The sequence below is a fragment of the Pseudomonadota bacterium genome, assembly GCA_030860485.1.
GTDB lineage: Bacteria > Pseudomonadota > Gammaproteobacteria > JACCXJ01 > JACCXJ01 > JACCXJ01.
The window spans coordinates 1-24,511 of sequence record JALZID010000261.1; the positions used below are offsets into that span (position 1 = coordinate 1).

Annotated in this window: 12 protein-coding genes and 5 pseudogenes; 6 read left to right on the forward strand and 11 right to left on the reverse strand. The window is 63.3% G+C overall.

Features of this window, described 5'->3' with window-relative positions; genetic code table 11:
* The first annotated feature begins 20 nt into the window (after nt 1-20).
* From M3461_16145 to M3461_16155, 3 pseudogenes are all read left to right on the forward strand, one after another.
* A pseudogene (locus M3461_16145) lies at nt 21-527 on the forward strand (transposase).
* A gap of 231 nt (nt 528-758) precedes the next feature.
* Nucleotides 759-1,521 (forward strand): annotated as a pseudogene (locus M3461_16150) (IS21 family transposase).
* 26 nt (nt 1,522-1,547) lie between these two features.
* A pseudogene (locus M3461_16155) lies at nt 1,548-1,694 on the forward strand (ATP-binding protein).
* A gap of 1 nt (nt 1,695) precedes the next feature.
* Here M3461_16155 and M3461_16160 read toward each other — a convergent pair.
* Nucleotides 1,696-2,139: pseudogene (locus M3461_16160) on the reverse strand (transposase).
* A 68-nt stretch (nt 2,140-2,207) separates the two neighbouring features.
* Between M3461_16160 and M3461_16165 the strand changes: the two are divergent.
* Nucleotides 2,208-3,081: pseudogene (locus tag M3461_16165) on the forward strand (IS110 family transposase).
* A 608-nt stretch (nt 3,082-3,689) separates the two neighbouring features.
* Here the strand turns inward: M3461_16165 and M3461_16170 are convergent.
* From M3461_16170 to M3461_16200, 7 genes are all read right to left on the reverse strand, one after another.
* A complete protein-coding gene (locus tag M3461_16170; GenBank protein ID MDQ3775763.1) occupies nt 3,690-4,112 on the reverse strand; it encodes a hypothetical protein in 423 nt (140 codons plus the stop codon).
* A complete protein-coding gene (locus M3461_16175) occupies nt 4,109-5,263 on the reverse strand; it encodes a DUF4157 domain-containing protein (protein ID MDQ3775764.1) in 1,155 nt (384 codons plus the stop codon). Before M3461_16175 ends, M3461_16170 begins: the two co-directional genes overlap by 4 nt.
* A gap of 424 nt (nt 5,264-5,687) precedes the next feature.
* Entirely contained in the window at nt 5,688-9,602 is a 3,915-nt protein-coding gene (locus M3461_16180) for a hypothetical protein (GenBank protein ID MDQ3775765.1), read from the reverse strand.
* 36 nt (nt 9,603-9,638) lie between these two features.
* Nucleotides 9,639-11,609: a hypothetical protein gene (locus M3461_16185; GenBank protein MDQ3775766.1), complete on the reverse strand. Its 1,971-nt coding sequence runs from the start codon at nt 11,607-11,609 to the stop codon at nt 9,639-9,641.
* A complete protein-coding gene (locus M3461_16190; protein MDQ3775767.1) occupies nt 11,594-13,606 on the reverse strand; it encodes a heme-binding protein in 2,013 nt (670 codons plus the stop codon). The genes M3461_16185 and M3461_16190 overlap by 16 nt, the downstream gene beginning before the upstream one ends.
* A gap of 410 nt (nt 13,607-14,016) precedes the next feature.
* Nucleotides 14,017-15,090 (reverse strand): hypothetical protein, encoded by a 1,074-nt coding sequence (locus M3461_16195; protein MDQ3775768.1) that lies wholly within the window; start codon nt 15,088-15,090, stop codon nt 14,017-14,019.
* A gap of 199 nt (nt 15,091-15,289) precedes the next feature.
* Nucleotides 15,290-18,418, reverse strand: a complete 3,129-nt coding sequence (locus tag M3461_16200) for a class I SAM-dependent methyltransferase (GenBank protein ID MDQ3775769.1) — start codon at nt 18,416-18,418, stop codon at nt 15,290-15,292.
* A gap of 149 nt (nt 18,419-18,567) precedes the next feature.
* On the opposite strand from M3461_16200, the gene M3461_16205 reads away from it, so the two are divergent.
* Nucleotides 18,568-20,385 carry a redoxin domain-containing protein gene (locus M3461_16205; protein ID MDQ3775770.1) on the forward strand — a complete coding sequence of 606 codons (1,818 nt, stop codon included), beginning with the start codon at nt 18,568-18,570 and terminating at the stop codon, nt 20,383-20,385.
* On the opposite strand, the gene M3461_16210 is transcribed toward M3461_16205, so the two are convergent.
* Complete coding sequence (locus M3461_16210) at nt 20,382-21,449, reverse strand: acyltransferase (GenBank protein MDQ3775771.1); 1,068 nt, start codon at nt 21,447-21,449, stop codon at nt 20,382-20,384. The two genes, M3461_16205 and M3461_16210, sit on opposite strands and share 4 nt — an antisense overlap.
* An 833-nt stretch (nt 21,450-22,282) precedes the next feature.
* Between M3461_16210 and M3461_16215 the strand changes: the two genes are divergently transcribed.
* Nucleotides 22,283-22,648, forward strand: coding sequence for an H-NS histone family protein (locus M3461_16215; protein ID MDQ3775772.1), 366 nt, complete (start codon nt 22,283-22,285; stop codon nt 22,646-22,648).
* Between the two features lie 127 nt (nt 22,649-22,775).
* On the opposite strand, the gene mgtE is transcribed toward M3461_16215, so the two are convergent.
* Both mgtE and M3461_16225 read right to left on the reverse strand, forming a co-directional pair.
* Nucleotides 22,776-24,128 carry a magnesium transporter gene (gene mgtE, locus M3461_16220; protein MDQ3775773.1) on the reverse strand — a complete coding sequence of 451 codons (1,353 nt, stop codon included), beginning with the start codon at nt 24,126-24,128 and terminating at the stop codon, nt 22,776-22,778.
* Nucleotides 24,129-24,168: 40 nt separating this feature from the next.
* Nucleotides 24,169-24,511 (reverse strand): hypothetical protein (locus M3461_16225; protein MDQ3775774.1); only part of this gene is annotated, 343 nt, incomplete at its 5' end.

The following is a 24,511-nucleotide window of genomic DNA, read 5'->3' on the forward strand; positions in this document are numbered from 1 at the left end:
CCGACGAAACCGGTTGGCGGATCAACGGCGTCACCTTCTGGCTCTGGGCGTTCGCCACAAAACAGTATTGCTACTACCTTATCGACAGACACCGCGGGGCGGGGGTCGTCCAGCAGGTCCTCGGTACTTTGTTCCCCGGCGTCTTGATCACCGACTTCTTGGGTGCCTATAACGCCATCGAGGCCCTGGTCAAACAGCGCTGCTACTTTCATCTCTTCACCGAGCTCATCAAAGTCGACAAGCGCAACCGCACCCCCTCGTGGAAACGCTTCCGTAAAACCCTCGCCCGTCTGCTCAAGGATTCGATACGGCTCGGGGAACGACGCCACGAGCTGGGGGATCCCGAGACCTACGCCCGCCGCAAAACGAAACTTCATCAACGCCTCGATACGTTCATCGACTCCTCCTTTGACGATGCCGATGCCAAGCGCCTCCTCAAACGCCTGCGGCGCCATCGCCAGGAGATGCTCACCTTCCTCGACTACGACCAGGTCAGTCCCTACAACAACCACGCCGAACAACAGATGCGCCCGGCCGTCCTCACCCGCAAGACCAGTCAGCAGAATCGCTCGGCGGACGGTGCCAAGGCACACGCCATCCTGATGAGCCTATTCCCTTCCGCACAGCTTCAAAACTCAACCCTGTCGAACACGTGCTGCAGCTCGCGCGTACCACCCTCGAAGCCGAACCCACCCACACAAGCGCCTCCGAAGATTTCAAAAAGGCTGCCTGACCGTTTCAATCGTGTAAAGTCATGCGAAAATGGGGTGCTCCTGGTCGAACGTTGGATCTTGGCGCGCCTGCGTCATCACGCGTTCTTCCGTCTCGGCGATCTGAATACCGAGATCGACGCGTTGCTCTTGGCACTGAACCGGCGTCCGTTCCGCAAGCTGCCAGGCTCGCGCCGCATGCTGTTCGAACAGCTCGACCGTCCGGCCATGAAGCCGCTACCCGTACAGCCATACGTGTTCGCCGAGTGGCAGCAACCACGGGTGCATATCGACTATCACGTCGAGGTCGACCGCCACTACTACTCGGTGCCCTACGCGCTGGTCAGTCACGTCGTGGACGCACGTGTCACGGCGCACACCGTGGGAGCTGTTCTACCGCGGCCAACGCGTCGCCTCCCACGTGCGCTCGCATCTGAAAGGGCGACACACCACCGATACGGCGCACATGCCCAAGGCCCATCAGCACTACGCCGCCTGGACACCGCGGCGGCTCATCGACTGGGCCGAAAAGAGCGGCGCGGCGACCGCCAAGCTCATCGAGGTCATCCTCACCACCCGCGCGCATCCCCAGCAGGGCTTCCGCTCCTGCCTGGGCATCATGCGGTTGGGTAAGCACTACGGTGTCGCGCGTCTGGAGGGGGCCTGCCGGCGCGCTCTCGTCCTCGGCGCTCACAGCAGTGTCGAGTCGATTTTGAAACGTGGTTTGGACGGCGAGCCATTACCGGCCACGGCGTCTTCCACCCCGGCGATCCCTCACGACAACGTGCGCGGCGCCGGTTATTACCACTGACCCATACCCACGATAGGAGAGTTATCATGTTGACCCATCCCACGATCGAAAAGCTGCACGCCCTGCAATTGACCGGCATGGCTCGCGCATGGGAGGCTCAGCGCCACGTGCCCGATATCGATACACTGAGCTTCGAGGAGCACCTCGGCCTGTTGCTCGATGCCGAGAGCACAATCGATGAAATGTCGAATGGGGCCAGTGCGCAACCACCGGACACGTAGCCATGTTTGGCCGGGTTGAAGCACGTAGTCCGTATGGTGCGCATAATCTCCCTCGTCCCGAATCATGCTCCCAAAAACGTCGTTGCCAGATGCCACGTTCACCGTTCGTCATTCGATGAACGCCCCTCCGTTGGCGGCAGCGCCTGCACAAAACGAATTTTCATTGCCTTAATGCGATTGGAAAAGTCATCATCGCCCGGTGGTAGGGTAATCACGCAATGCATGTGATCGGGAAGCACGACTCAGGCATCGATATGGAACCATCGATCGGCTCGCGTGCACTTCACTCCCGCAACGGTTCGATATGCCGCACCAACAAGTCGGTCCGGCGCTCTAATAGAGCGATGGTGAAAAAGTAAGTGCCTCCCGGCACACGGTAACGGCGGTAATCCGGCATCGGTGAGCCTTATCACTTTCATTCATTCGGCGGAACACCCCCTGCGGGGCTTCCGGCCTACGCGGGCTGCCCCCTCGCTCATCCCGAAGAAGCCCGGCGACAAGGTCAAGACCAACCGGCGCGATGCCGGAGCTCGCCCACCTCATGCGCTCGGGGGACCTCACCCCGGTCTACGTCCCCGAGATCGAGGACGAGGCCATCCGGGATCTCTCCGGTGCGCGGGGAGGACGCCATAGGCGATCTCAAAGCCGCCACGTACCGGCTCAAGGCCTTCCTGCTGCGCCAGGATATCCGCTACGAAGGGAAGGCGAGTTGGGGGCCGGCCCATCTTCGCTGGCTCGCCGAGGTGGTCTGTCCCACTCCCGCCCAGCAGATCGTCTTCCAGGAGTACGTGCGGGCGGTCAACGAACCCCACGAGCGAGTGGAGCGCATCGAGACCGAGCTGCAGGAAAAGGCCAAGGGCTGGCGATTCTATCCCGTGGTCGAAGCCCTCCAGGCCCTGCGCGGGATCCAGTTCACCGTCGCCCTCAGCACCGTCGCAGAGCTCGGGGATCTCAGTCGTTTTGATAGCCCAAGACAGCTCATGAGTTATCTGGGCCTCACCCCTTCCGAGTATTCTACCGGCAACACCCGCAGGCTCGGGGGATCACCAAGACCGGCAACGCCCACGCCCGCCGTACCCTCATCGAGGGGGCTTGGGCCTATCGCTACAACGCCAAGGTGAGCCGTCCGATGCAACAACGTCAAGAGACCCTCCCCCGAGCGATCCGCGACATCGCCTGGAAGGCCCAAGTGCGCCTTTGCAAGCGCTACCGTAGGCTCGTGGCCAAGGGGAAGCATCCCAACGTCGTGGTCGTGGCGATCGCACGCGAGCTCGCGGCGTTCCTGTGGGCCATCGCTCGGCAAGTGCCCCTCGCGGCTCATCCTGCCGCGACCCGGTGAGGCAGGGCGGGGCACGTGTGGCCGGACTCCGTGTGGGCCAGGCGTGAATGTCCGCAAAAAGCGCGGACCGTGTGGACAAGCGGCTGGACAAGGTCCCTCTTGCCCACCGCTTGTCCACACTCATTTACCCCTGGCCCACACTGCGCCGGGAAGTCCCCGGTGCGTACCCGATCGTCCGCTACAGCAATCGTTTGATAAAACAACCAAGGACCGCATATGCCGTTCAAGTGTCGCTCTACACGACGAACTTATCCCTACCCCAAGGCTCAGGCCCATGGGAAGAGACGCAGCCCCGGTTTTGGCGTAACCCTCGTGAACGTTAAGAGCCTGAAACAGATGCTCGTGCCCAGATCGAGGAAGGCGCCCGACGGACACAAGTAAGGTGGTAACCAACCCACGGATATCAGCATGATCAACCGTCGCATTTACTGGCTCCGTCTCTTCCCATGGCCTGAGAAACCTCCGTGACGACGGGCCGGGGACACGTTTTCGCCAACACTTGACGGCGGAAGTCATATCAACGTTCTGCTTGAGGGATGCGACGTTAGGAGCGTCCTGTGCAAGCGGTTGTTAGGCATGATTATCTGTGTTTATATTTGACCGCTCTGCTAGCGCCTGCCAAACACGAGGTCTTCCGCAATTTTCTTTTGTTCCGCCGTGAGGACCTCCCAAACATCAGGTAACGCTGATCCTTCGACCTGTACGAAGCCCGAATAAACATTCCAGAACGGTCCCCACGGTTTGCCTCCCTCATCTGGGACAATCCGGAAGCCATGCTGAATTTCGGAACCATGTCCAGTCTTTGTACGAGTAACTTCTTTAGCAATCGGCGCAGGTGCGATATAAGTCTTGATATATTGATAGTTCATCACTTCGCGCTCCAGCTTTTGGATCGTAAAAGACCGCGAGATCGTTCTACCACTTCTGCTCGCCGTTTTTTCTTCCTCTCTTTCTGCTGTCTTTCGGCCTCTCTTTGCTTCTACCCCGAACTTAAACTTCGCCACTTTCGCGATTGGTAATTCGAGGCTCACTCCGGCGCTAGCAGACAGATCGGTATATACCTCAACACTGGTTGATTCACTGGTTTCTTCAAATATCTGTGCAAACCACGCGACCTTAAATCCACCTCGGGCAACCTTGGCTTCTGACGTGGGTATAATAAGATAGGCTTCGGTTGATGTAGCAAATATATCGGGGTGTTCCTTCCCCTCACTCTCAAACTCGGTAATCTCCTTTCCAATCGCGTCTTAAGTTCACTAATGAAACTTTGCAGAGCGATGCCTTCGAAGAATTCCAACCAATGCGCTAACTGCTCGTTGTTGTCCTGTTTCCACTTGCCAGTATTGATGAGTTCCGCAATCTCCCGGGCTTTAAGCCGTGCCTGTTCATAATCGGTACTTATTGTAGGCTTGCCTATCTTGACACTACGGGGCCTGCGGTGAATTTGACCATGATGCTGTTGCATCGAGTGCGTCAGTTCGTGAGATAGCAACTGCTTCCCATCGCTGGTATTGGGTACGTACTGACCCGCACCAAAAACAATATGCTCCCCAAGTGTATAGGCAAGTGCGTCTATCGCTTGCGCCGACTCTGTTGCGCGTAAATCATTATGAATTCGAATCCTACTAAAGTCTTGTCCGAAACGCGGCTCCATAAAGGCACGAGCCGTCGGATCGAGAGGTTGACCAGGTGAGCCCAATACTTCGTGGACGATAGGCGGTGCTGCAGTTTGTCCTAAGTCGCTTGACTCCATGCGCTTAGTCTGCAAATGTTCGTGTTCCTGGTCTCGTTGCTCCGTCGACATCCCTCGCCAAATGCGCTGTAGCTGAGGCTCAGGCATGCGCATCACCTGTTCGGAGACGTAATCTGCTTCCTTCTCGTAAATGTCTCCGGGGGGACCTACCGTGAGCTTTGCCTGGACGTTTGTCGGCGACTTAGGATGTAGCGGTATTTGGCTGAAATCGTGCGCGAAGCGAGGTGAGGCCGCACTGGCCAACCCTACTTCGAGTTCTTCAGCATTAGTCTGCAACATCCGCTGCACCGCTTGATTTCCAATCGTGCGCTGCAAGTGAAGGATCGAGTTCACCTCACGGCTTTGCCCAAACTGTGCCCGACCGGGTATCGTAGACTTGGTAGACGTAGTCTGCTGAGTTGCCTTCGGTTTCTGTGCGAAAGTGTGCATGGTTAATCTCCTCATCGTTCGCTTCGAAGCCCAACTAGAAGTAGACCCCCTAAAAGGTGCGTTTCTTCTGCGTCACAAGGCTGTATTGTGGATCAATATACGAGAGCCCAGTCGGCCACGCCAAGCACTTGCCAAGTTATAGTACCCCCTTTATGTCGGCAGAGCCAGCGGATCAAAGGGGCCCGAGGCTAGGCAAATGGGGTGCGAGTCAGGCCTATGCGCGGGCAAAAACCCTTTGCCGGCCGCGGCGCCTTCACCCCCCTACCCCTCCCCCGCTCCGCGCAGGGGAGGGGACCGGAAACCTCTCCTTCGCTGGCTACCGGGAGTGCGCCGGCGTGCTTCCCCTCATCGTGACCTTCTCTGAAAGAGAAGGGACCGCCGGACTTGTTGAAGTGGTTCTGTACGACATTGGATGTGTGAGAATCTAAGGGGCGCGCACTTGCTGCAGTCGGTCCCCGGGTCCGTGCCGGAACTGGTCGCGCTCGATCTCGTCAGTCACGGACCAGGGCTTGCCTTGGGGATCGAGATAGAGCTTGTGCATTTCCTTGAGATTGAACGGACGCGAGCCGATGCGGCCGAAGACGGCCATCTGGTGGCCGGTTTCGTCTACGGCGCGGTCCCGGTCCAAGCCCTTGGACAGCGACAGGGCGGGGCTCGAGGTCGGATACGTGGCGATGAGCTCGGGATGGGGCTCGGGGCTGAAACCGTAGAAACGCGGCTGGCTGTCCGGCGAGGTGAGTTGCAGGACCTTGAGGCCATTCTTGCCATCGGCGACATAGGCAAACAGGCTCGCATTGGTGCTCGCGACCACGACATCGCGCGCGTCGTCGAGCGCGCCACCGGCGTTGTACATCGCATAGACCTTGGGTGCCTCGGGGCGCTCCACGTCGAGGATCGCGAGCCCCTCGCTGCCGGCAGCCACATAGGCATAGGTCCGGGCGACATAGATCCGATGAGCGTCCCGCAGGGGCACGTGCGCCGCCTCCACCACGCTCGGCTTCCTCGGATTGCTCACGTCCACGACGCGCAGGCCGGTGCCGTCGAGGACGAAGAGATAACGGAACTGCAGGGCGCTGGAGCGCATGTCGGCGATCGTCACCGTCGCCGCCACCTTGGGTTGCAAGGGGGTGTCGAGGTCTAGTATCACCAGCCCCGCGTCGGCCGCGATGTAGGCGTAGTGGCCACCGATGGTGATGTGCCGTGCGCCGTTCAGTATCCCGTTCTCGTTCCAGGTCAGCGCGCGCTCCAGGACATTATTGCGTGGCTCTAGGTCGGACAGGGTGTTGACGTCGGAGAGGATCAAACCCTCTTTGGAATCCGTGACGAGCGCGTAGTTGTAAATCGGATGGAACGGCTGCTCCATATTGGTCTCGTTCATGAGACGGCTCATTTCCTCGCCGCTCATCTCGAAGCCCGGTAGGTTGCGCCGATCCGGGTGGATGGGCTGGGTGGTAGGGAGCGCCACGCAGGTGGCGTCCTCGGTGTCGATCTGGGTGTCGTGCCCGAGCGGGGAGAAGGGCGCAGTAATGAAGCGCTCCGAGAAACCCTTGTTGGCGATGTTCGCGACATCGTAGGCCTCGAAGCCCTCGTCCCCCTGGGCCACGTACAGGTACTCGCCGCGTAGCTGCAGACAGCCGACCCGATCGCCCGTGCGTTTGTCATAGGCCTCCTGCAGCACCCGGCCCTTCGCCTCGTGCTTGCGATACCAATCGGGATAGGCGTATTTATGGAGATAACTCCCGACCACGGCCTGCGGCTCGTCCCATTCGGTCACGCGCACCGCCTCGATCCTGTCCTCGGTCCCGGTCCAGGCGTTGTAGCCGACGAAGTTCACGAAGTTGGTACCGAGAAGGAGCAACTGCGCCATGATGGCGTTGTTGTCGTTGTCCTTGGAGATATGGCAATCGGTGCAGGTCTTGGTCTCGGTCTTGCGCTCAGTGTGCGGGAAATGGGGCGCGAAGGCCTGGGAGCTGAAACCGCTGGCCGAGACCGGCGGCTGCTGGATGTAAATGAGCTCGCGGTTGGCGTTGCGCGAGGACAAGATGAGCGCCGAGGAGGAGCGCACCGGGGCGATACGCCCGCCCTTGACCGGACCGTGCTTCCCGAGCTGGTACATGTCGTCGCGGGCCACCTGCGGGTTGTAGGTCGCATAGTTGCGCGCCTCCTCGTGGTCGAAATGCAGGCGCCTGGTCTTCCAGTTGGCCTGGATCGGCAGGTGACAGCCGCCGCAGCTCGTGGCCCAGGAGCTGTGGCAGGTGAAACAGGTCATGTCCTCGTTCTTGTGGGCGCGGTCGGCGGGTTTCACGTCCGGGCCCCAGGCCATGGAGGTCCCTTTGGTAACCGTCTTGGCACGGGCGGCCTTCGCGTTGTAATCGGGGTGCACCGGATCGAGCGTGTCCTTGACGAGCGAGAGCCGCCATTCCTTGGACGGATCGAGCGCCGAACGCTGGTACAGGCTCCCCGCCCGCCACTCGAAACGCGGGCGCCCGTCCTGGTTGCGGATGAGGCTCAGATCATTCCCGCCCTGGGGCGCCGCGGGACCGCTGGTGCGCAGGTTGGGGTAGTGATCGGTCGTGCCGTGACAGTCCTGGCAGTCGATCTCGATGGCCTGGGCGACCTCCCCATAGAGGTGCCCGTTGCCGTGCGAGTCCTGGGAGAAATGGCAGTCCATGCAGTGCATGCCGACATCGACGTGCACGGAGGACAGATGCACCGCCTTTCGAAACTTCGCGGGGTCCCGGTCGGACACCCGCTTGCCGTCCTTGTCGAGGAGATGCCCGCGGCGATCGCGCTTGTAGACGGCGCGGAAATTCCAGCCATGGCCGTGGTAGTCGGCGAACTGGGTGTCCTTCATCTCCGGGTTCCGGTCCCAGACCGTCTTGAGAAAATCGACATCGCCCCAGAGGCCGCGCATGGCCGCCTCCTCGGGGTTGCGCGTGGTGATCTCAAAGGCCTTCTGGTGCCCGATGATCTGCTTGGGATCGACGCCGGAGAGCAACCCCGCGTCCCAACTGCTCACATAGAGCTGATCCTTGGGCCACATCTTGGGGGCATCCGCCTCGTAGTCCCACATCGTGTAACCCAGATAGCTATTCACGAACATATTGGGCTGGTGCATGTGGCAGATCATGCACTGGCTGGACGGGATGGCACGCGTGAACTCGTGTTTCAAGGGATGGCCGCTCTCGCCCTTGGGGATGGTCTTGTCCACCGTCACCGTGGTGCCGTCATGACCTTGGCGCGCATACGGCCCGGAATGGCGCGGATCGCGGTCGTTGCTGTAGATCACATGGCACGAGGCGCAGCCCGAGGCGCGGTGATCGCCCGGCTGGTCGTTGGTCCCCATGAGCCCGGCCAGGGGGTCGTTCAGGCGCGTCTTGTGGAGGTTGATGACCGGCACCGCGATGCGCGCGCCGGTGCCCGGCCCGCGGTTCGATTGACGGGTGTCGGGCCGTCCCGGCTCCTCCAGGCGTTGCAATTGACCGAGCGCATCGGGCAGGCCGGTCTCCGGGAAAATGTTCCCGATGTTGCGCCCGCCGCGCTCGAAGATGCGGAACACATCCGCCGGCGGGAGCACCTCCCACATGGGCAGCGGCGCGAGGCTCGGCAGGACCCCGCGCGCCGCCATGGCGGGGGTCACGTCCGTCGCACTCTCCATGATGGTCCCGAGCGTAAGAGGATCGCCGCGTGATTCGGCCCGGGCGCGGTCTTCGCCTTTGAGGGGCTGGTGCGATTCGCCGACCACATAGCGCTTGAAGGGCAGGATCCCGTTGTTGTACGCCGCCCCGCCCCACAACATGGGCCCGGTCGTCATCATGCTGCGTTCCGCGGCCAGGATCTCGGGCAGGTGACAGGCACCGCAGGCCTCGCGCGCCACCCGGTAATCGCTCGGGTTGATGAAGCGGATGAACTCCGGGCTCTCCTGGTTGAGCATCGTATAGGAGCGGGGTGGGGTCGCGCTCTTGGGGTATTGCCAGAATCGCGGGTAGCGGGGCTGCACATGGGACTGGTCCAGTGCGGCCCGGTAAGCGGGGTCGCCGGGCTTACTGCCGGCGGGTTTACGCGCGGATGTGTCGCCGCCATGGCAATCCGTGCAGCCGAGGATCACGCCCGGATTCTCGTGCATCGAGATCTGGTCGGTCTCTTCGTGGCAGGTCAGACAGCCTTCGGTCTTCGATCGAGCCGCGGCCTCGGTCTGCTGGGCGGGGGCATCGGGCGTCGGTGGATAGGTAATCGACCGGGGGGTTTCGCCACCCGCGGCATACGCCGCCGACGTCACGGCCACCAAGGCCAGGGCGACGAGTGCGCCGTAGAGTGCCCGCCAGTGTGTCTCGATCATCACGTTCGCCGCCCTCGCCTGATCGGTGAAAACGCCTTAAAAGGTAAAAACAAAGTTGCCGAGCACCGAGAACGGGATCTCGTCCGCGAAGCTCTCTTCCGGGAAGAGATCGCGGAAGCCCTGGCCCGGGACCAGGATCGCGCCCGAGAGGCGCAACACGATGTTCTGGGTAAAGTACGGGCGGTAGATGATGGCCGCCGAGAGGTCCCAGCCGATATCGGAATCGACCCGCCTCTGGTTGCGCAACTGCTCCAGGACCGAGGTCTCGTCGAAGAACAGCTTGTTGAAGTTGGTCGAGAGGCGCAGCTCCGGGAGGATGTCGAAGTCGGCACCCAGCCCGTAGAGCTCGACACCGGGATTGGCGAAGTTCGATTGGCCGAGCTCCTTCGACGACCTGAGCGAGGGAAGCACCGAGTTCCGGCCGGTCAACTGGACCCCTCCCCCCCCGATGAGTGGAATGGCCTGACGGATAAAGTAGCTCGTGTCGTAGCCTGCGAAGATCGGGTTCTCGAAGATGGCGTCGAAGCCCTCGTCGGTATCGTCGAAGGGGTCGTCATCGCCGGTGGCGTAGAGCGCCGAGGCCCGTACCCGGATCCAATCGATGTCCAGGGAGGCCTCGCCGGCCAGGAACCAGGCCCGGATGTCGGTGGATTGATTGTTGAAGGCGTTGCGCGGCTGGTCGCCGAGGGCATAGTAGAACGACGTCGTGAGGTTCACCGGCCCGATATGTCCGTCGCCGTTGTAACCCAGATAGTGCACGTCGTAATCACGGCCGCGTTCGGTACCGAGTGTCGCGGGCCGCGCGAGAAACCCGTTGTCGTCGAAAAGGAGACCGTCGTCGCCCTCGCGGTTGCGGTTGTAGGCGTAGATCCCCTGGGAGGTATACCCGAGGAAGGGGAAGTCCTGGCGGTAGAGATTGCCGACCACGACATCGTCCTCGCGGAGCTCGTCGGAGATGTCGTTGAGACCGCTGTTGGTGTCCTTCTCCAGGCGCCGGAACCAGGCCAGGTTGTACTGCCAGATGTTGTTGTCGCGGGTGCCGAAGAGCCGTACCCCGAGCTGGTTGTCCTGGAACAGGAAACCGCGGAAATCCGTGGAGAACGGCTGGATCCCGAAGCGCACGCTGTCGAAATCGAAGCGGTCCGAGACGTTGCGGAGATGCACGTCCAGGAACAACTCCTGGATCCCGGGATGGGCGTCATCGCGGGTCTCCCCCTCGCGCGGGTCGATGTTGAGCACCCGCAGCTCCTCCACCTCGGTGTGGTTGAAGTTGAAGACCGGCGTGATGTGGAGCTCGTAGTCGGGGGGACGGAACACCGTGTCGCCCTTAAAGAGGATGAGGGCCAGGATCAAGTTATTGTTGAACAGGAACTGATCACTGTCCCCGAAGGTGTCGAGGGCATCGCCGCCGCGGCTCACCTGGGGTGCGACCGGCGTCGGCACGCGCCGCAGCTCTGTGGTCATGTCGTTGATGACGCTCACGTTGAAGAACCAATCGCGGTAGAAGGGGCGGTCGGACTTCAGGATGTTGCGGTTGTAGGGGTCATACCAGGGTTCCTTCACGAGACCCAGGTCCTTGGCCAGGCGCCAGCGGTCCGGGATCGGCAGGAAATCGCTGGGTGCGGCCGGCGCCGGAAGCGGGATGCGCTCCAAGCCGGTCGCCCGGTTCGGGTCCGGCAACTCTGCGTCCTGTGGGCCGGGCGGCTCGGGTTGTGCGCCTGGACGAGGGCGTTCTTCCTCGCCTGTGGGCGCGGCGGGCGGTGCTGCGGGCGCGGGAGTGGGGGCAGTCCCCTCTAACGCGCCGGGAAAGCGGCGTGACGCCTGGGCCAACAAGCGCCCGGTCGAGGCCTCTTGCGCATCCGATACCGTCGTACGACCCTCCGGGACCCCGGGCGCGGCTTCGTCAGGCGATGCCGGCTGGACGCCAAACAACACGAGCGGCAGAGCCGCAAAGCCCCAGGGGCGTGCTCGGCGAGCGATCCCGCCATCCGTTATTTGCCTTTGCATGGTGTCTGTACGTCGCTGCCGATGAAGGGGGCCACCGGGCACTGCACATAGCGCAGTCTCAGGGCCTGGCTGCCGCCCTGGGTAATGCGCACGCGGTCGGCGCGTAGGCCCTTCGGCGCATTCTTGATCCGGCCCCGCAGCGCCACGCTGGCGTTGTTGACGCCGAGGAAGGCGACCATGTCGTCCTGGTCTACGCCGTCGCCCGAGATCCCGAGGGCCCCCACTAGCGCCCCGCTCTTGAAGATGGGCACGCTGCCCGGGAAGATCTGGATGCCGTTGGCGAGCCGACCCAAGCCAATCGAGGGGGCATTCGACGTCCCGCAGTCCCGGATCGAGTTCGGCGGGTTCAACAGGGACCCGAGGACGTCTACCGCCACCAGGTCCAACTGGATGCCGACATTGAAGGGGCTCCACTCGTTGACGCCCGGCCGAAAACTGCCCCGCAAGGGACCACTGCTCTTGGCCGGCTTGCTCAATGGGCCGGTCGGTCCCGCTTCCACGCCGTCCGGGAAGAACGGCCGCGCGATGTTACCGATCGCGCGGTTGCTGTAGGCCACCCCGTCCGCGAAGACAAGGCCGCGGAACGGCGGGTCCACAAACGCCTGTGAGTCACGGACATACCCTGCCAGGGTCGAGTTGGCGGCGCTTAGGCTGGCCGCGGCATCCGGGCTCGAAAAGAAAGCCGCCGCGCGCGCCTTCTGCAAGGAGACGTCGATTCCGAAGATCGGGGCGTCGCGGGTGCGGGCGACACCCAGGATGGTGCCCTCGACATCGACCACCGAGAGCGTGACCCGGACCTGGCTGCCATTCGGCTGGCGGATATTGGCGCGCGCGCTGTTCGCGACCTTGATACCCTCGCGCAAGAGCGTCCGGACCTCGCTCGCGGCCAGGTGTTGCCCGTCGTTCAAGGCACCGGCGATGGGCGGGAAGCGGTTGACGAAACGCCGGTCGGCGAGCACGAAGGCGTCCAATCCTCGGCCGAACAAGGGGGGCCTCACCCGGTCGGCCGGTATGATCCCCGATGCCCGCTGGCCGAACGCGGTACCGCGCCGCACGACCGGGGGACTTGGGTAGAACCCGCCCGCGGTGACCAGCGTGCCCAGCCGCCCGTCGATGCGGCTGAAGGCGGGCGCCGATCCGGGATCGGACAGCAGATCGCCGGCGTCCGCATCGGAAAAGCGGAGCAGGAGACCTCCCACGGCGATACGATCCGCCCGCCGGTTCTCGGGGGCGTCGAAGCCCACCGTGCCGGCCAGCGCGATCAGCTCGTCGACGCTCTGATCCACATCGAAGATGTTGGCATCGACGCCGTAGATCCCGTCGGCAATGACGCCGATCCCGCCCACCGGGGTGCCCCTGAGGAAGAGCGGCAAGCCACCGGGATCGGCGGACAGGCCCAGGGGCGAGCGGCGCGGTCCGATGCCGACCGCCTCGCCTTGCTGGACCAGGTCCCCGCAGGGGAGCTGACTGAACTGGACACCGAACAAAGGCCCCGACGGCTGGCCGCGCTCCCCCGGATTGAAGAACTCCTGCACGATCTGGTTGGCCGTGCGGGTGCTGAAGGCGTTCCCCTCACTCGACAGATAGGCCGCGGTGATGGCCTTCGAGATGGCCGCAAAAGAAGACGGGACCCCGGGCGGCGCCCCAGGGATAGGTAATTGGATCTCTTCGAGCCCGGCGGCGCCGGGCGGCGGCCGCCGCTTGCTGAACCGACCGGACGTAATGCGGGCGAACGGCGGCGCCCCGTTCATCTGAAACACGGCCAGAACGTTGCCCACGCGATCCGCCACCGCGATGGTGGCCCGGCGGTTGCGCGCCCGGGCCTCGGCCACGGCCTGGGCGATGATGCGCTGGACCTGGGACGCCCGGAGAAAGGTGCCGGCGTTGGCGCAAGAGCCGACGCAGTTGCTGTTCGCGGCCTGGCCCCCGCCGGCCGCAAAGACCGCAACCAGGAAGAGCAGTGCCCGGCAGGCCACCCACGTCGAAGCCGATGGCATCGCCCTCAGCCCCCCTCGATGTTCGTTCCTTGTAAAACTCACGTCGCCCCTCCAGCGGATCCTCGCCAACGACAATGAGATAGGTTGCTCTGCTAAACCAATCTCGCCGCGCACCTCAAGACCTATCGGGTGCCTCGGTAAGTTCACGCTTCCTGCGCTAGAGACACCCCTATCTCCCTCCCCTGTCCGCGCTTTTCGCGGACGGGGGAGGGTCGTGGTGGGGGTTAGGCCTATCCCTGTTGACCAAACCCTGTCCCGGCCGCGGCGCCTTTACCCCCACCCTAACCCTCCCCCGCTCCGCGCAGGGGAGGGGACCGGGAAAACACTCCGCGACTCGCGGGAGAACTCGGACATGCGAGGACCGAGATCCCCGAGGGCGGGCACCGCCCCCCTGACCACCCGACCTTCCCCTAAAACGTGAAGTTCACACCGACCGCAAAGCCCTTGGTGACGTCGGAACGGTCCTGGGTTGGCTCATCGAACTCGGTGCTGATGTTCTGGTACCGGTAGCCAGCGTACACGGTGGCGGCGGATAGCGGCATATGGGGAGCCAGACCCTGTGTCCCGTGGGTGTACGAGAAGCCGAGCTCTGCGACATCATATGTGGCATCGAGATCCGGCCCCCGAAAATCACTGCCAGTAGTGCGGTTCACATCCCGGATCTCCGCATCCATGAACCCATGGGCATAGCTCGCGTATACTCCGAACCCGCGGCCGATGGGCACCGATGCGGCGATGCCGATGGTCGGCCCCTCGATATCGATGTCGCTGAACTGTCTGGAGAAGTCGGTTCGGGTTTCTCCTGTGCTGAGGTTTAGGGTTTCCTGGGTCACGAAGAAATCGATCTCCTGGCGCACCTTCTTGTAACCACCCAAGAGGGCGACGTAAGGGTGGATATAAACGCCGCCCGAGACATCCCACTCATAGCGATCACCCGACGTTGAAAACACTGCGGTGTTTACGGCTCCAGCATCGGCACTACCATCGCCGTCCGTGTCCACGAACGCCGATGTCGTGGCCTCCAAATCATCGAAGTCAAACCCGGTCTTGGCGTAATAGCTGCCGGTCACGAACAGCCACTTGTACCTGGCGCTGATCTGAGGGATCGGTACCGGCTGTATGTCCGATTCCTGATTGTCGGGGGCGGTGTCACTTGATTCAACGAAGACGTCCCCTGGTGCTGCGATCGTACCGGGTGTCTCAAGGACGGTCGACAGGAAGCTGTCCCGTTGCCAGTCACTGATCCAGATCTTGACCCCCACGGTCGCGGAGAAGTCCTGTCTCCAGTCCGGCGAGAGCCAGCCCGAGAAGCCGTCCCAAACGGTCGGCCCCGTGGCGTCGTCCGCGAACGCGGCGAAGGGGCTTAGTAGCGTCAATGCAGCGGTCCTCAAACAGAGTCTCTTGTTCACGGTGATGTTCCCCTCGACATACTCATAGATATACCTATACGCTGAACCACACCCCCACCCCTGCGCTAGGGACATCAGGGGGATACGGGTCCCTTCGCGCCTCGGCGCTCTTCGGCATGCGCTGCCCTCATACGTCTATATAATACAACATTGGACGGCGCGCAAGTGGTATCGGTGCAACAGTGTGCAATGGAGCCATCTCACGGGCCGGTGCCGGTCCTGCGATCGAGCCGAGGTTCGTCCGTGGCGTGCCCGGCGACCGCTGCGCCGTCGCTCACTCCGTGCCCTTGGCGTAGTGCCCAAAGGTCCAATGGAGATTGAGGCCGGTCGGATGTCCTGCCGGACCGGCGCGGAGTCTGGGGAGGACCTCCGCGCGAAGCAGCAGGCGGATCAATTCCTCGCGGCAGTCGCGCTCGGGCACCTCGGCGAAGTAGCGCTGATTGGCGGGCAGGAGGGCCAGGGCGATGACATCTTCCTCACTCAAGACCGACATCGCGGTCGAGGTAGCACCGAAAAAGCGCCTGCAGAGTTGTGTGTGGATCTCGGAGACGTCGGTCGGGACCGGCAGCACCTGCTTGTCGCCCAGCGCCCGGAGGCGGGCGCGCTCGCTGGCGGTGAGACGCTTCGTGATCTCCCGAATGCGGGCCGGCAGGGCGTGATAGAGCGCGCGCTCCGCTTCGGGTAGCTTCGCGATGATCGCAGGCAAACGTCGCTCGTCATCCAGGACCTCGGCGATCACCCCACGCAATAGACGATTCGCGGCATGGATCACACAGGCATCGGCGGGTGCCGGTGCCGTGTCCGGCGAGTTCCACAAGAACACGCCATCGGGCTTCAACGCCTCGGCGATGCCGTCGACCAGGGCCGGCAGGGCCTTGGGTTGCACCAGGTGCAGGACCATGCTGGCGAAAACCACATCGACGCCCTCCGGGCCCCCGATCTCCGAGAGCCGGATACGACCGGACGCGCGCTGAGGGCGGGCACGGGAGGGAGCCCCTACCGCCACGATCTCGGAAAGCCGGCGGATGCGGCCGGTCGCGGCGTCCTTGAGGGACTCGAAACGCACAAAGGGCAGCCCCTCGAGCAGTTCGTGGGCTTTGGCGAACCAGCCCGAGGGCAGGTCCAGCACCAGCAACTCGAAGGCGATGCCGCGGGTGTCGAAGCGTTTCAGGAGACCTTTGTCCGCGAGGCCGTGGATCAGCTCCAGTGTCGCAAGTCCGGTACCGGCCCCGTAGTCCACGAGGCGCAGGGCGCGCCCGGTCCGGGGCGCGGACTCGATCCCGGCCAAGCGCCGCTCGACCTCATCCAGGATCGCCGCGACCAGGGCACCGGTGCTCGCGAAACACCAGCGTCGCGGATGCTCGATGCCGCCGTCCCGATAGAGAAACCGGTGCAAGGTCTCGCCGTCCTCCCGATCCTCCGAGCCATCCGGCCGCCAGCCGGGGTGCTCCTCTGGGATGCCCAATGTGGTTGACTCAGGCTTTTCTGCTCTTTCCCCCTGCTTATTTAGATATTTCTGGCACGGGGAAGGTTGGGATGGGGGTCGAGCGGTCGGAACATCCTTTGACCCTCTAGAGTCGTCGCAGCCTCCGGGCGCTCTACCCTGACCCTGCCCGCTCTCTCCAAGGGGGAGGTTTCTAAATTCACCAGCATTGTGCCGGACACAAGGCTTGAGCGTTTGGAGCCACCCCGGATCGGACGTCTTGAAGCGATTCAAGCTAATCGCCACGAATGGCAGGCGCGAGGGATAGACCTTGTGTTGGTAAGGGATGGATCGGAGCCCGGCCTCTTCCGCGAGGCTCATGAAGGCGTCGAAGTCGACCGGATACTGGTTGGAGTAGCCATGGTAGGTGTCGAAGGCCGTCGCGTGCGTGCAGCCGCCGTAGCGCCAGGCGATCTCCGGCGCCACATCGTGGGCCTCGATGATGATGAGCCCGTGCTGCTTGGTATACGGGATCCAGCGCCTCAGGTGCTCCACGAGGTTCTGTTCGAGCAAGGCGTTCGGGATCGCCCGGCCTTCCTCGTCCGCGTAGGCGCCGGTGGACATCGCTCGGCGAGGATAGAGAGAGAGTTTGGGCGCCTGCTCGCGGGGCTCGGTGTAGCGGCGGTTGTGGTCGATGAAGGCGCGGATGTGCAGGCCGTCCTCGATCGCGAGCCCGACTTCCCGAAGCGCCGCGGCAAAATTTTCCGGATCGGTGATGTCGCCGAATAGCGCGATGTGCGGCACGCCGGCGGCCTCGAGACGCCGGCGCGCGACCGCGAGGGCGCTCACGTTGTAATCCGCGCCGACCATGACCAGGGGATGCTCGTCGAGCTTCTCGCCGCGCAATGTCTCGCGGCAGACGAGCTGGTAGATCCTGTCGAGCCACACGCCGTCCCCGCAGCCCATGTCCGCGACGAAACGCGCTTGCTCGGCGATGGGCTCGCGGTTGAAGACCTCGCGGATGATCGCATCGGCGTCCTCGAAGTAACGCCGGTGGGCCACCCCGCTCGCGAGCACGTTGAGGGTACGCTCGACATGCGTCTCCTCCTGCCCGGGTTCACGGTGAGTGACGTTCTTCACCGAATCGAACAGGAGCCGGGGGAGTTGGCAGAACAGCGGCAGGTAGGAGAGGGTGAGGCCATAGTGCAGCGTGAACTCGCAGGCCACTCTACCTTTTTCGGTAAAGCTCCAAGCGTCCCCATGAGTCAAAGACCCATGAGTCAAAGATGGTTCCCGCCGGACCCAACCGAGGTGCTGCAAGAGCGCGAGCACGACCGACAGGCGATCCCGCGTCATGCCACCCGCGGGGAAACGAAATTCGCCATGGGCCAGGAGACCGCGCTGCTTCAAGGCGATCATCGAGGGGCCGGCAAGCATGCCGTCCAGGTGGGCGCGGATGGTCTCGAATTCCTCGCTGGCGAGCCCGTAACCCTGCGCGCTCCGGGCGACCAACTCGGCGTAGCGCTCGAAGGGGGGGTCGATCACTTCACGCTCGATCACACCGGCCTGGATCACACCGGTGTGGATCACACTGCGCTGGCCAAAGAGGTACCGGGAAAAGGGAACGCCGGAATAGACGAAGGCCGCGACCTCCCGGTACACGTCGAAGGCGGCCGAGGCGTGCCTCCCGCGCGGTGTCACGGAAAACACCATGGCGTCGCTCGCCGGTTCACCCTCGCGTTCGAGCCAGCCTTGGAGCGCGAGGCAGCGCAGCGCCACGTGCAGATAACCGGGCCTCGCCGGACAGGCACGCAGGATCTCGTGCATCGCGACACGCCCCTCGCGCAGCAATAACGCCAGTACGCCGGACCGCCCCAGCGCCGCCAAGGTCGCCCCTACCACGATCCCGTCGTGATGCAGGAACAGGGTGCGGAGCAGCGCCGGGGCGGCACGGGAAATCGTGGTCTCGGGCTCGATCAAATGAGTGTCCCTGGGCCGTGGTGGGGTTGCGGATCGCGGCGGTCTCGATCCCTTGCAGCGCCGACGGAATCGTATTAATTTAATACAATGCCCCTGGAGCGCCCTGGTCGCACAGTATACGGCCGACGATAAGAACGATAATAGCCGTGATGAGCCCGCTCCGAACCTTGGTGCTCCTGATGGCCGCCGCGGCCTTGGGCGCCCTGTGCACCGCGTGGCTTTTCTATGGTCGGACCCCTCCCCCACGCGCAGACGGACCCGCCATCGGCGACTTCGCCCTCCTCGATGCCGACGGTCACTACCATCGCCTCTTCGCAGAAGGACATGCCAAAGCTATCGTCTTTTATAGCCATGGCCTGGGCTGCTCCGTCGTTCGGCAGAGCCTCTCGAGCCTCGAGACGCTGCGCGACCGCTACCACGACATGGGCGTGAGCTTCTTTCTGTTGAATGCCAATCCCCAGGACGACCGTGGCGACTTGAAGACCGAGGCGGAACGCCTGGGGATCGATATCCCGATCCTCAAAGATAAGAGCCAACTGGTGATGGAAGGCCTCGGAGCGACGCGGACGGGCGAGGCCATCCTCATCGATCCCGCGACTTGGACGGTCCGCTACCGCGGCCCGATCGATGACCGAGTCGGTTTCGAGGGAGAGCGACCGCGTGCGACGCGCGAGTACTTGAAGGACGCCATCGAGGCCCTTTTGGACGGAGATCCGATAGCGGCCTCCGCACCCGCGGGCGCCGGCTGTCTCATAGCAGGCCTCGCGGACGCCAAGGCCGGCCCCGTTTCTTACGAGGGCGACGTGGTGCCGGTGTTGAGGGCCAAATGTGTGTCTTGCCACCGGCCGGGCGGCGGTGCCCCGTGGGTCATGGACCGCTATGAAACCGTCAAGGGGTGGACCGCGATGATACGCGAGGTGATCATGAATCGCCGCATGCCGCCCTGGCACGCCGATCCCGAGATCGGGGTATTCTCACCGGACCTCTCTCTGACGGTCGAAGAAAAGCGCACGCTGGTATACTGGATAAACGCCGGGGCGCCCCATTCCAGCGAGACCGATCCCCTGCTCGCAGACCCCCCCAAAGGCGATACCGGCTGGCCTCTGGGGGAACCGGACGCCGTAATCGATCTCCCCACCCAGAGGCTGCCGGCGCAAGGGGTGCTGCCCTATCGCTGGCTCAAGATCGCCGCTCCTATCGACCGCGATGTGTGGGTGCGCGCGGCGCACCTGCAACCGAGCGACGCGGGGGTCATGCACCACGGGTTCGTGTTCGTGCAATATCCAGAGCGTTTGAAGGCCCGAGAGCCGAAGTGGCTCGAAGGGCGCAACGGTTTCTTCACGGCCTACGTGCCCGGATTCAGGGCCACTCCTTTCCCCGACGGCTCCGGCCAGTTGCTGCCGGCCGGCGCCACGCTCGTCTTTCAGCTCCATTATGTCACCGTGGGACATCCGCGGAGCGACCGGCCGAGGCTCGCGCTCTATTTCCACGACCAACCCCCGTCGCGCGAATACGCCGTCGCGAGTGCCGCTAACATGCGCATACGCATCCCCCCACAGGCGCCCGATCATCGAGAACAGGCCGAGGTCTTGTTGAAGGAGGATGTGACCCTACACGCCTTCTACCCGCACATGCACTATCGCGGCAGCCACTTCCGCTATGAGGCCCGCTATCCCGATGGACGTGTGGAGGCCTTGCTCTCGGTGCCCCACTATTCCTTCAGCTGGCAGACCGTGTACCGTCTCGCGACCCCCAAGGCCCTGCCGAAAGGTACGCGCATCGCCGTCGAGGCGGGCTTCGACAATTCCGATCGGAATCCTTTGAACCCCGATCCTTCCAAGGAGGTCCGCTGGGGTCTCAAGGACTACGACGAGATGCTGGTGGGCTACCTGATGTATACCCGCGACCGGCCCGTAGACGCGGCGCTCGCGATCCGTGACCCGGGCGCGCGCCCCGCCCGTCCCTAAACGCCGGTCTTAGAGTAAGGCAGATAGCGCCTGAGACCGTAGATCGGTTTCTCGAACCCGTGCCAGATGGCCATGCCCATCAAGAGCGACAGGGCAAAGCCGCCGATCAGGCCATTGGTCTGCGGGGAGAACGGCAGGACGATCCCCGTGGCGGAGAACAGATCCCAAGCGATCAAGTGCACCAGGTACAGGGTATAGCTCATCTCCCCGAAATAGACGAATGGCTTGAAGCTGAGCGCCCGTGCCACGATATGGGTCTCGTCTACCGACCACAGCCCCCAGATGAAGAACCCCATCGCGGCCGCGATCGGTGTCTGATAGTTGGATACGGAGAACTGCAAGAAGCCGCTCTGCCCGAAGTGGAACTCGATCGCGACCAGGAGGACCACGGAGAAAAGCCCGACCCAGAGCGCCCACGACGGCCACAGCCATGTCAATCGGCGCCGACTTTCGAGCCATGAGAACAGGCACCCCCACACGAAGTACTCGGCGCATACGGGCAAGAGCGTCCCATAGAACGACCGTGGGTAACGCGCCATGAGCCACACCCGCGCGGCGATGCTCATGAAGAGGACAGTGACCAGCATCCCCGTCCGCCACCGGACCGGCGTCAGGTACAAGAGCAACGGGTAGACGATGTAGAACTGCTCTTCGACACTCAATGACCACAGGTGCACGGACTGCCGTCTCCACGCCTCCATGAACCACTGCTGAAACTCCGCGAACGGGCCCAGGCTCGCGACGAACAGCTTGATGTTCAGCACGTACCCGAGGTAAGCGAGCGGATACCTCACAAGCCCCATCGCGATCAATAGGACCACCACGAGGTAGTACGCCGGGCAGATCCGCAGGATCCTACGGACGTAGAACACCTCCAGGCGTTTGAGGAGCCGCGGGTGATCGGTGGACAGTAGGACGTTCGTGATCAGGAATCCACTCATCACGAAGAACACCGGCAAGGCATACCCGAGGTAGCCCACCTCCAGCGGATCACTCGCGTAGTGGGTGGCGAACACCATCAGGAACAAGACGAAGCGGATCCCGTCGAGCTGGCGTTTTCTCATCTTGTCGGTCGTCCTTTACAGTCGGTCGAAGCGGATCTCAGTGCTCGTGCGTTTCTCCGCCCGAGCCGGGGAAATGCCGGGGAAGGGGGCTCGGATCCATGGAAAGACGAGGAGGCCCGAACGCCGCTGTCGCCGCGGCGGGAGGGATCTAGGACCGTCGGGCCCACCGGAGAACGGGCCGTCTTCCCTCGGACGTCTTACGACGGGCGCGGGGCTCGCGGTTTTTCGCCCATTCTAACCGAGCCGCGCACCGCGGCGCGCCTTCGGATTGGGCCGGAGGCTGGACGAGGCATGGTCCTCGGTGGGCCGGCGCAGGGCCCGGACGGAGAATGGTACGCGGGCGGGTTACGGGGCTGGCCCGCATTTCTCACCACTGGCCGTTACGAGGGCGCCGAGGCGCCGGCCTGGCGGGCCGCACGGACTGAAAGACGGCGAAGGCGTAGCTGACAATTCGTCAAGCCGGCTTGAGGGGCGAGGCGGAAAAGGCTGTCGTCCGGTGGACGACAGGCCCGCCGAGCGGGCGGCCACGGATGACCGCACTGGGCTTTGCGTGGAGCAGGATTGCGCAGCGCAAAGACGGACCGCCAGGCCAAGCGGATCGACGGCCGCAGTAGGGCGGTGGTGAGAAATGCGAGCTAGGGACGGGTTTCCCGAATATCCCGCATCACCACGGTCGGAAACGCCTCGCCGGCGGTCCGGGGAACCCATTGCAAAGATCTTGTGACGGGATGTGGTAAAGTACTATTAACTAATGCTACACTCTTTATCGGGGACCTCTTTTGCGAAGTGAACGTCCCTTGAACACCAAGACAACCCTTGAACACGAGGATACTATGGCTGAGAAAGTGAACGTAGCGAAACTCTCCCCCACCGAGCTTGCGAGCCTGTCCAAGCGCCTCGACACGGAGATGAAGCGGCGGAGCTCGGGGGACACGAAACGGGTGCTCGCCAAGATACGCGAGCTGGCGGCCTCCGTGGGAATGTCGATCGGCGATCTCGCCGGCAACAAGAGCCCGCGGAGAACGACTCGGAAAACGACCGGCCGGATGGCCAAGCGGCCACCCAAGTATGTCAATCCGAAAGACTCGTCGCAGACTTGGGCGGGGACTGGGCGCCAACCCTTGTGGTTCAAAGACGCCCTGTCCAGTGGGAAGAGCGCCGATGAGCTGCGGGTCGCGGCCAATACGGCGAAGCGCTAGCGGCTCTCGATAGGAGTCCTATTGTCCCCTATCCCTGTCACGGCCTTTCGCTGTCATAGGGGTAGGGGATCGCCGAAGATTTCGGGCCCCGTGGGGGAAGGGAGTTGTGTGCTCTTCGAGACGGCCGTCAGATCAGGAACAGCGTCGCGAGGCCGAGGAAGACGGTAAACCCCACCACATCGGTAACCGTGGTCAGGAAAAGCCCGCCGGCCAGCGCCGGGTCGATACCGAGGCGTTTGAGCGTCAACGGGATCAGGGTGCCCGCCAGCGCGCCCGCGAGCAGATTGGTGATGAGCGCGAGGGCGATGACGGCGCCTAGTCCTGCGTCCTTGAACCAATTGGCCGCGACTAGGCCGACGACGCTCGCCCAGAGGATCCCGTTGCAGATCCCGACAGCGATCTCTTTGCGCAAGAGCGCGCGGGAATTGTCGCGTCCGACCTGACCGAGCGCCAACCCGCGGATCACGATCGTCAGTGTCTGGCTGCCCGCGATCCCGCCCATGCTCGCGACCACCGGCATCAGGATCGCGAGCGCCACGATCTTTTCGATGGTCGCTTCGAAATGGCCGATTACCCAGGCGGCCAGCAGCGCCGTGACCACGTTGACCCCGAGCCACAGAGCCCGCCGTGGGGCGGTGACCGTGATCGGCGCGAATATGTCGTCCTCTTCGTCCAGACCCGCGAGGCTCATGAGCGAGTGATCGCCTTGCTCGCGGATCACGTCCACCACATCGTCGATCGTGATCCGCCCGACCAATCTGCCCTGGGTATCCACCACAGGCGCCGATAAGAGGTCATGCTGCTCGAAGCGCTTGGCCACCTCGGATGCCGGAAGATGGGCCGGGATCGCCGGAAGCCCCTGCGTCATCACCTCTCCGACGGTGCGTTCCGGGCCGTGGATCAGGAGGGTGGTGAGCGGTAACACACCTTGATATCGATTGTCCCGATCCACGACCATCAAGCTGTCGGTCTTATCCGGGAGATCGGCGCGCCAGCGTAGATAGCGCACCACGACGTCCAGGTGAACGTCGCTGCGCACGGTGATGGTGTCGATGTTCATGAGACCACCGGCCGTGTCTTCGGGGTAGGACAATACCGAGGCGATCCGCGCACGATTCTGCTCGTGCATGGAACGTAACACGCGCTCTGCAAGCGTTTCCGAAAGGCCTTGGAGAAGGTCGGCCGCATCGTCGGTCTCGAGCGCTTCCGTGACGGCCGTGAGTTGGGCCGGGTCCATGTCCTCGAGCAGGCTCGCGCGCACCGCGTCCTGGGCATGGGATAGGACCGCGCCCTGGCGTTCCGATGGGATCCGAGTCCATACCTCGGCGCGCCGCTCGCTCGGCAGCGATTCCAGTAGATCCGCGATCTCGGCAGGGTGCAGGTCCGACAGACCGGCGCGAACGCGCGCGAAATCACCCTCCGCCAGCGCACTCTGTAATATGCTACGCAGGTGCTCGGGGGGTTCTGCAAAGTCGGTCATGGTGGCGCTGATCGATCTCACCTACTGGGGAACGGAGATTCTACAGCCCCATCGTCAAGATGTGTCTGCCGACTGTCCGAGTCGCCACCATAGGCCGTGTGTCCTTGTAGGCTCGCCAGGGGTTGGCTGGGATCCAGGGGCCCATACCGCTCATTCCCGGTACGGAATGGCGGCCGTGATCCGGGGGCGCTGCTAATGGGACCGTCAGGGCGGCGAGACCCTCAGGGTGCCCGGGTATGATAACAGCCCCGGCAGCCATGTCGGCTACCCGCACCCGTGCGTCCGGACCAAGCACCATGAAACGCGCCTCGGGGATCGCCGTCACGTACTCTTCGATCCGAAACACCGGCGGCAGTGTGATCTTCGCGCCGCGGGGCCGCGGC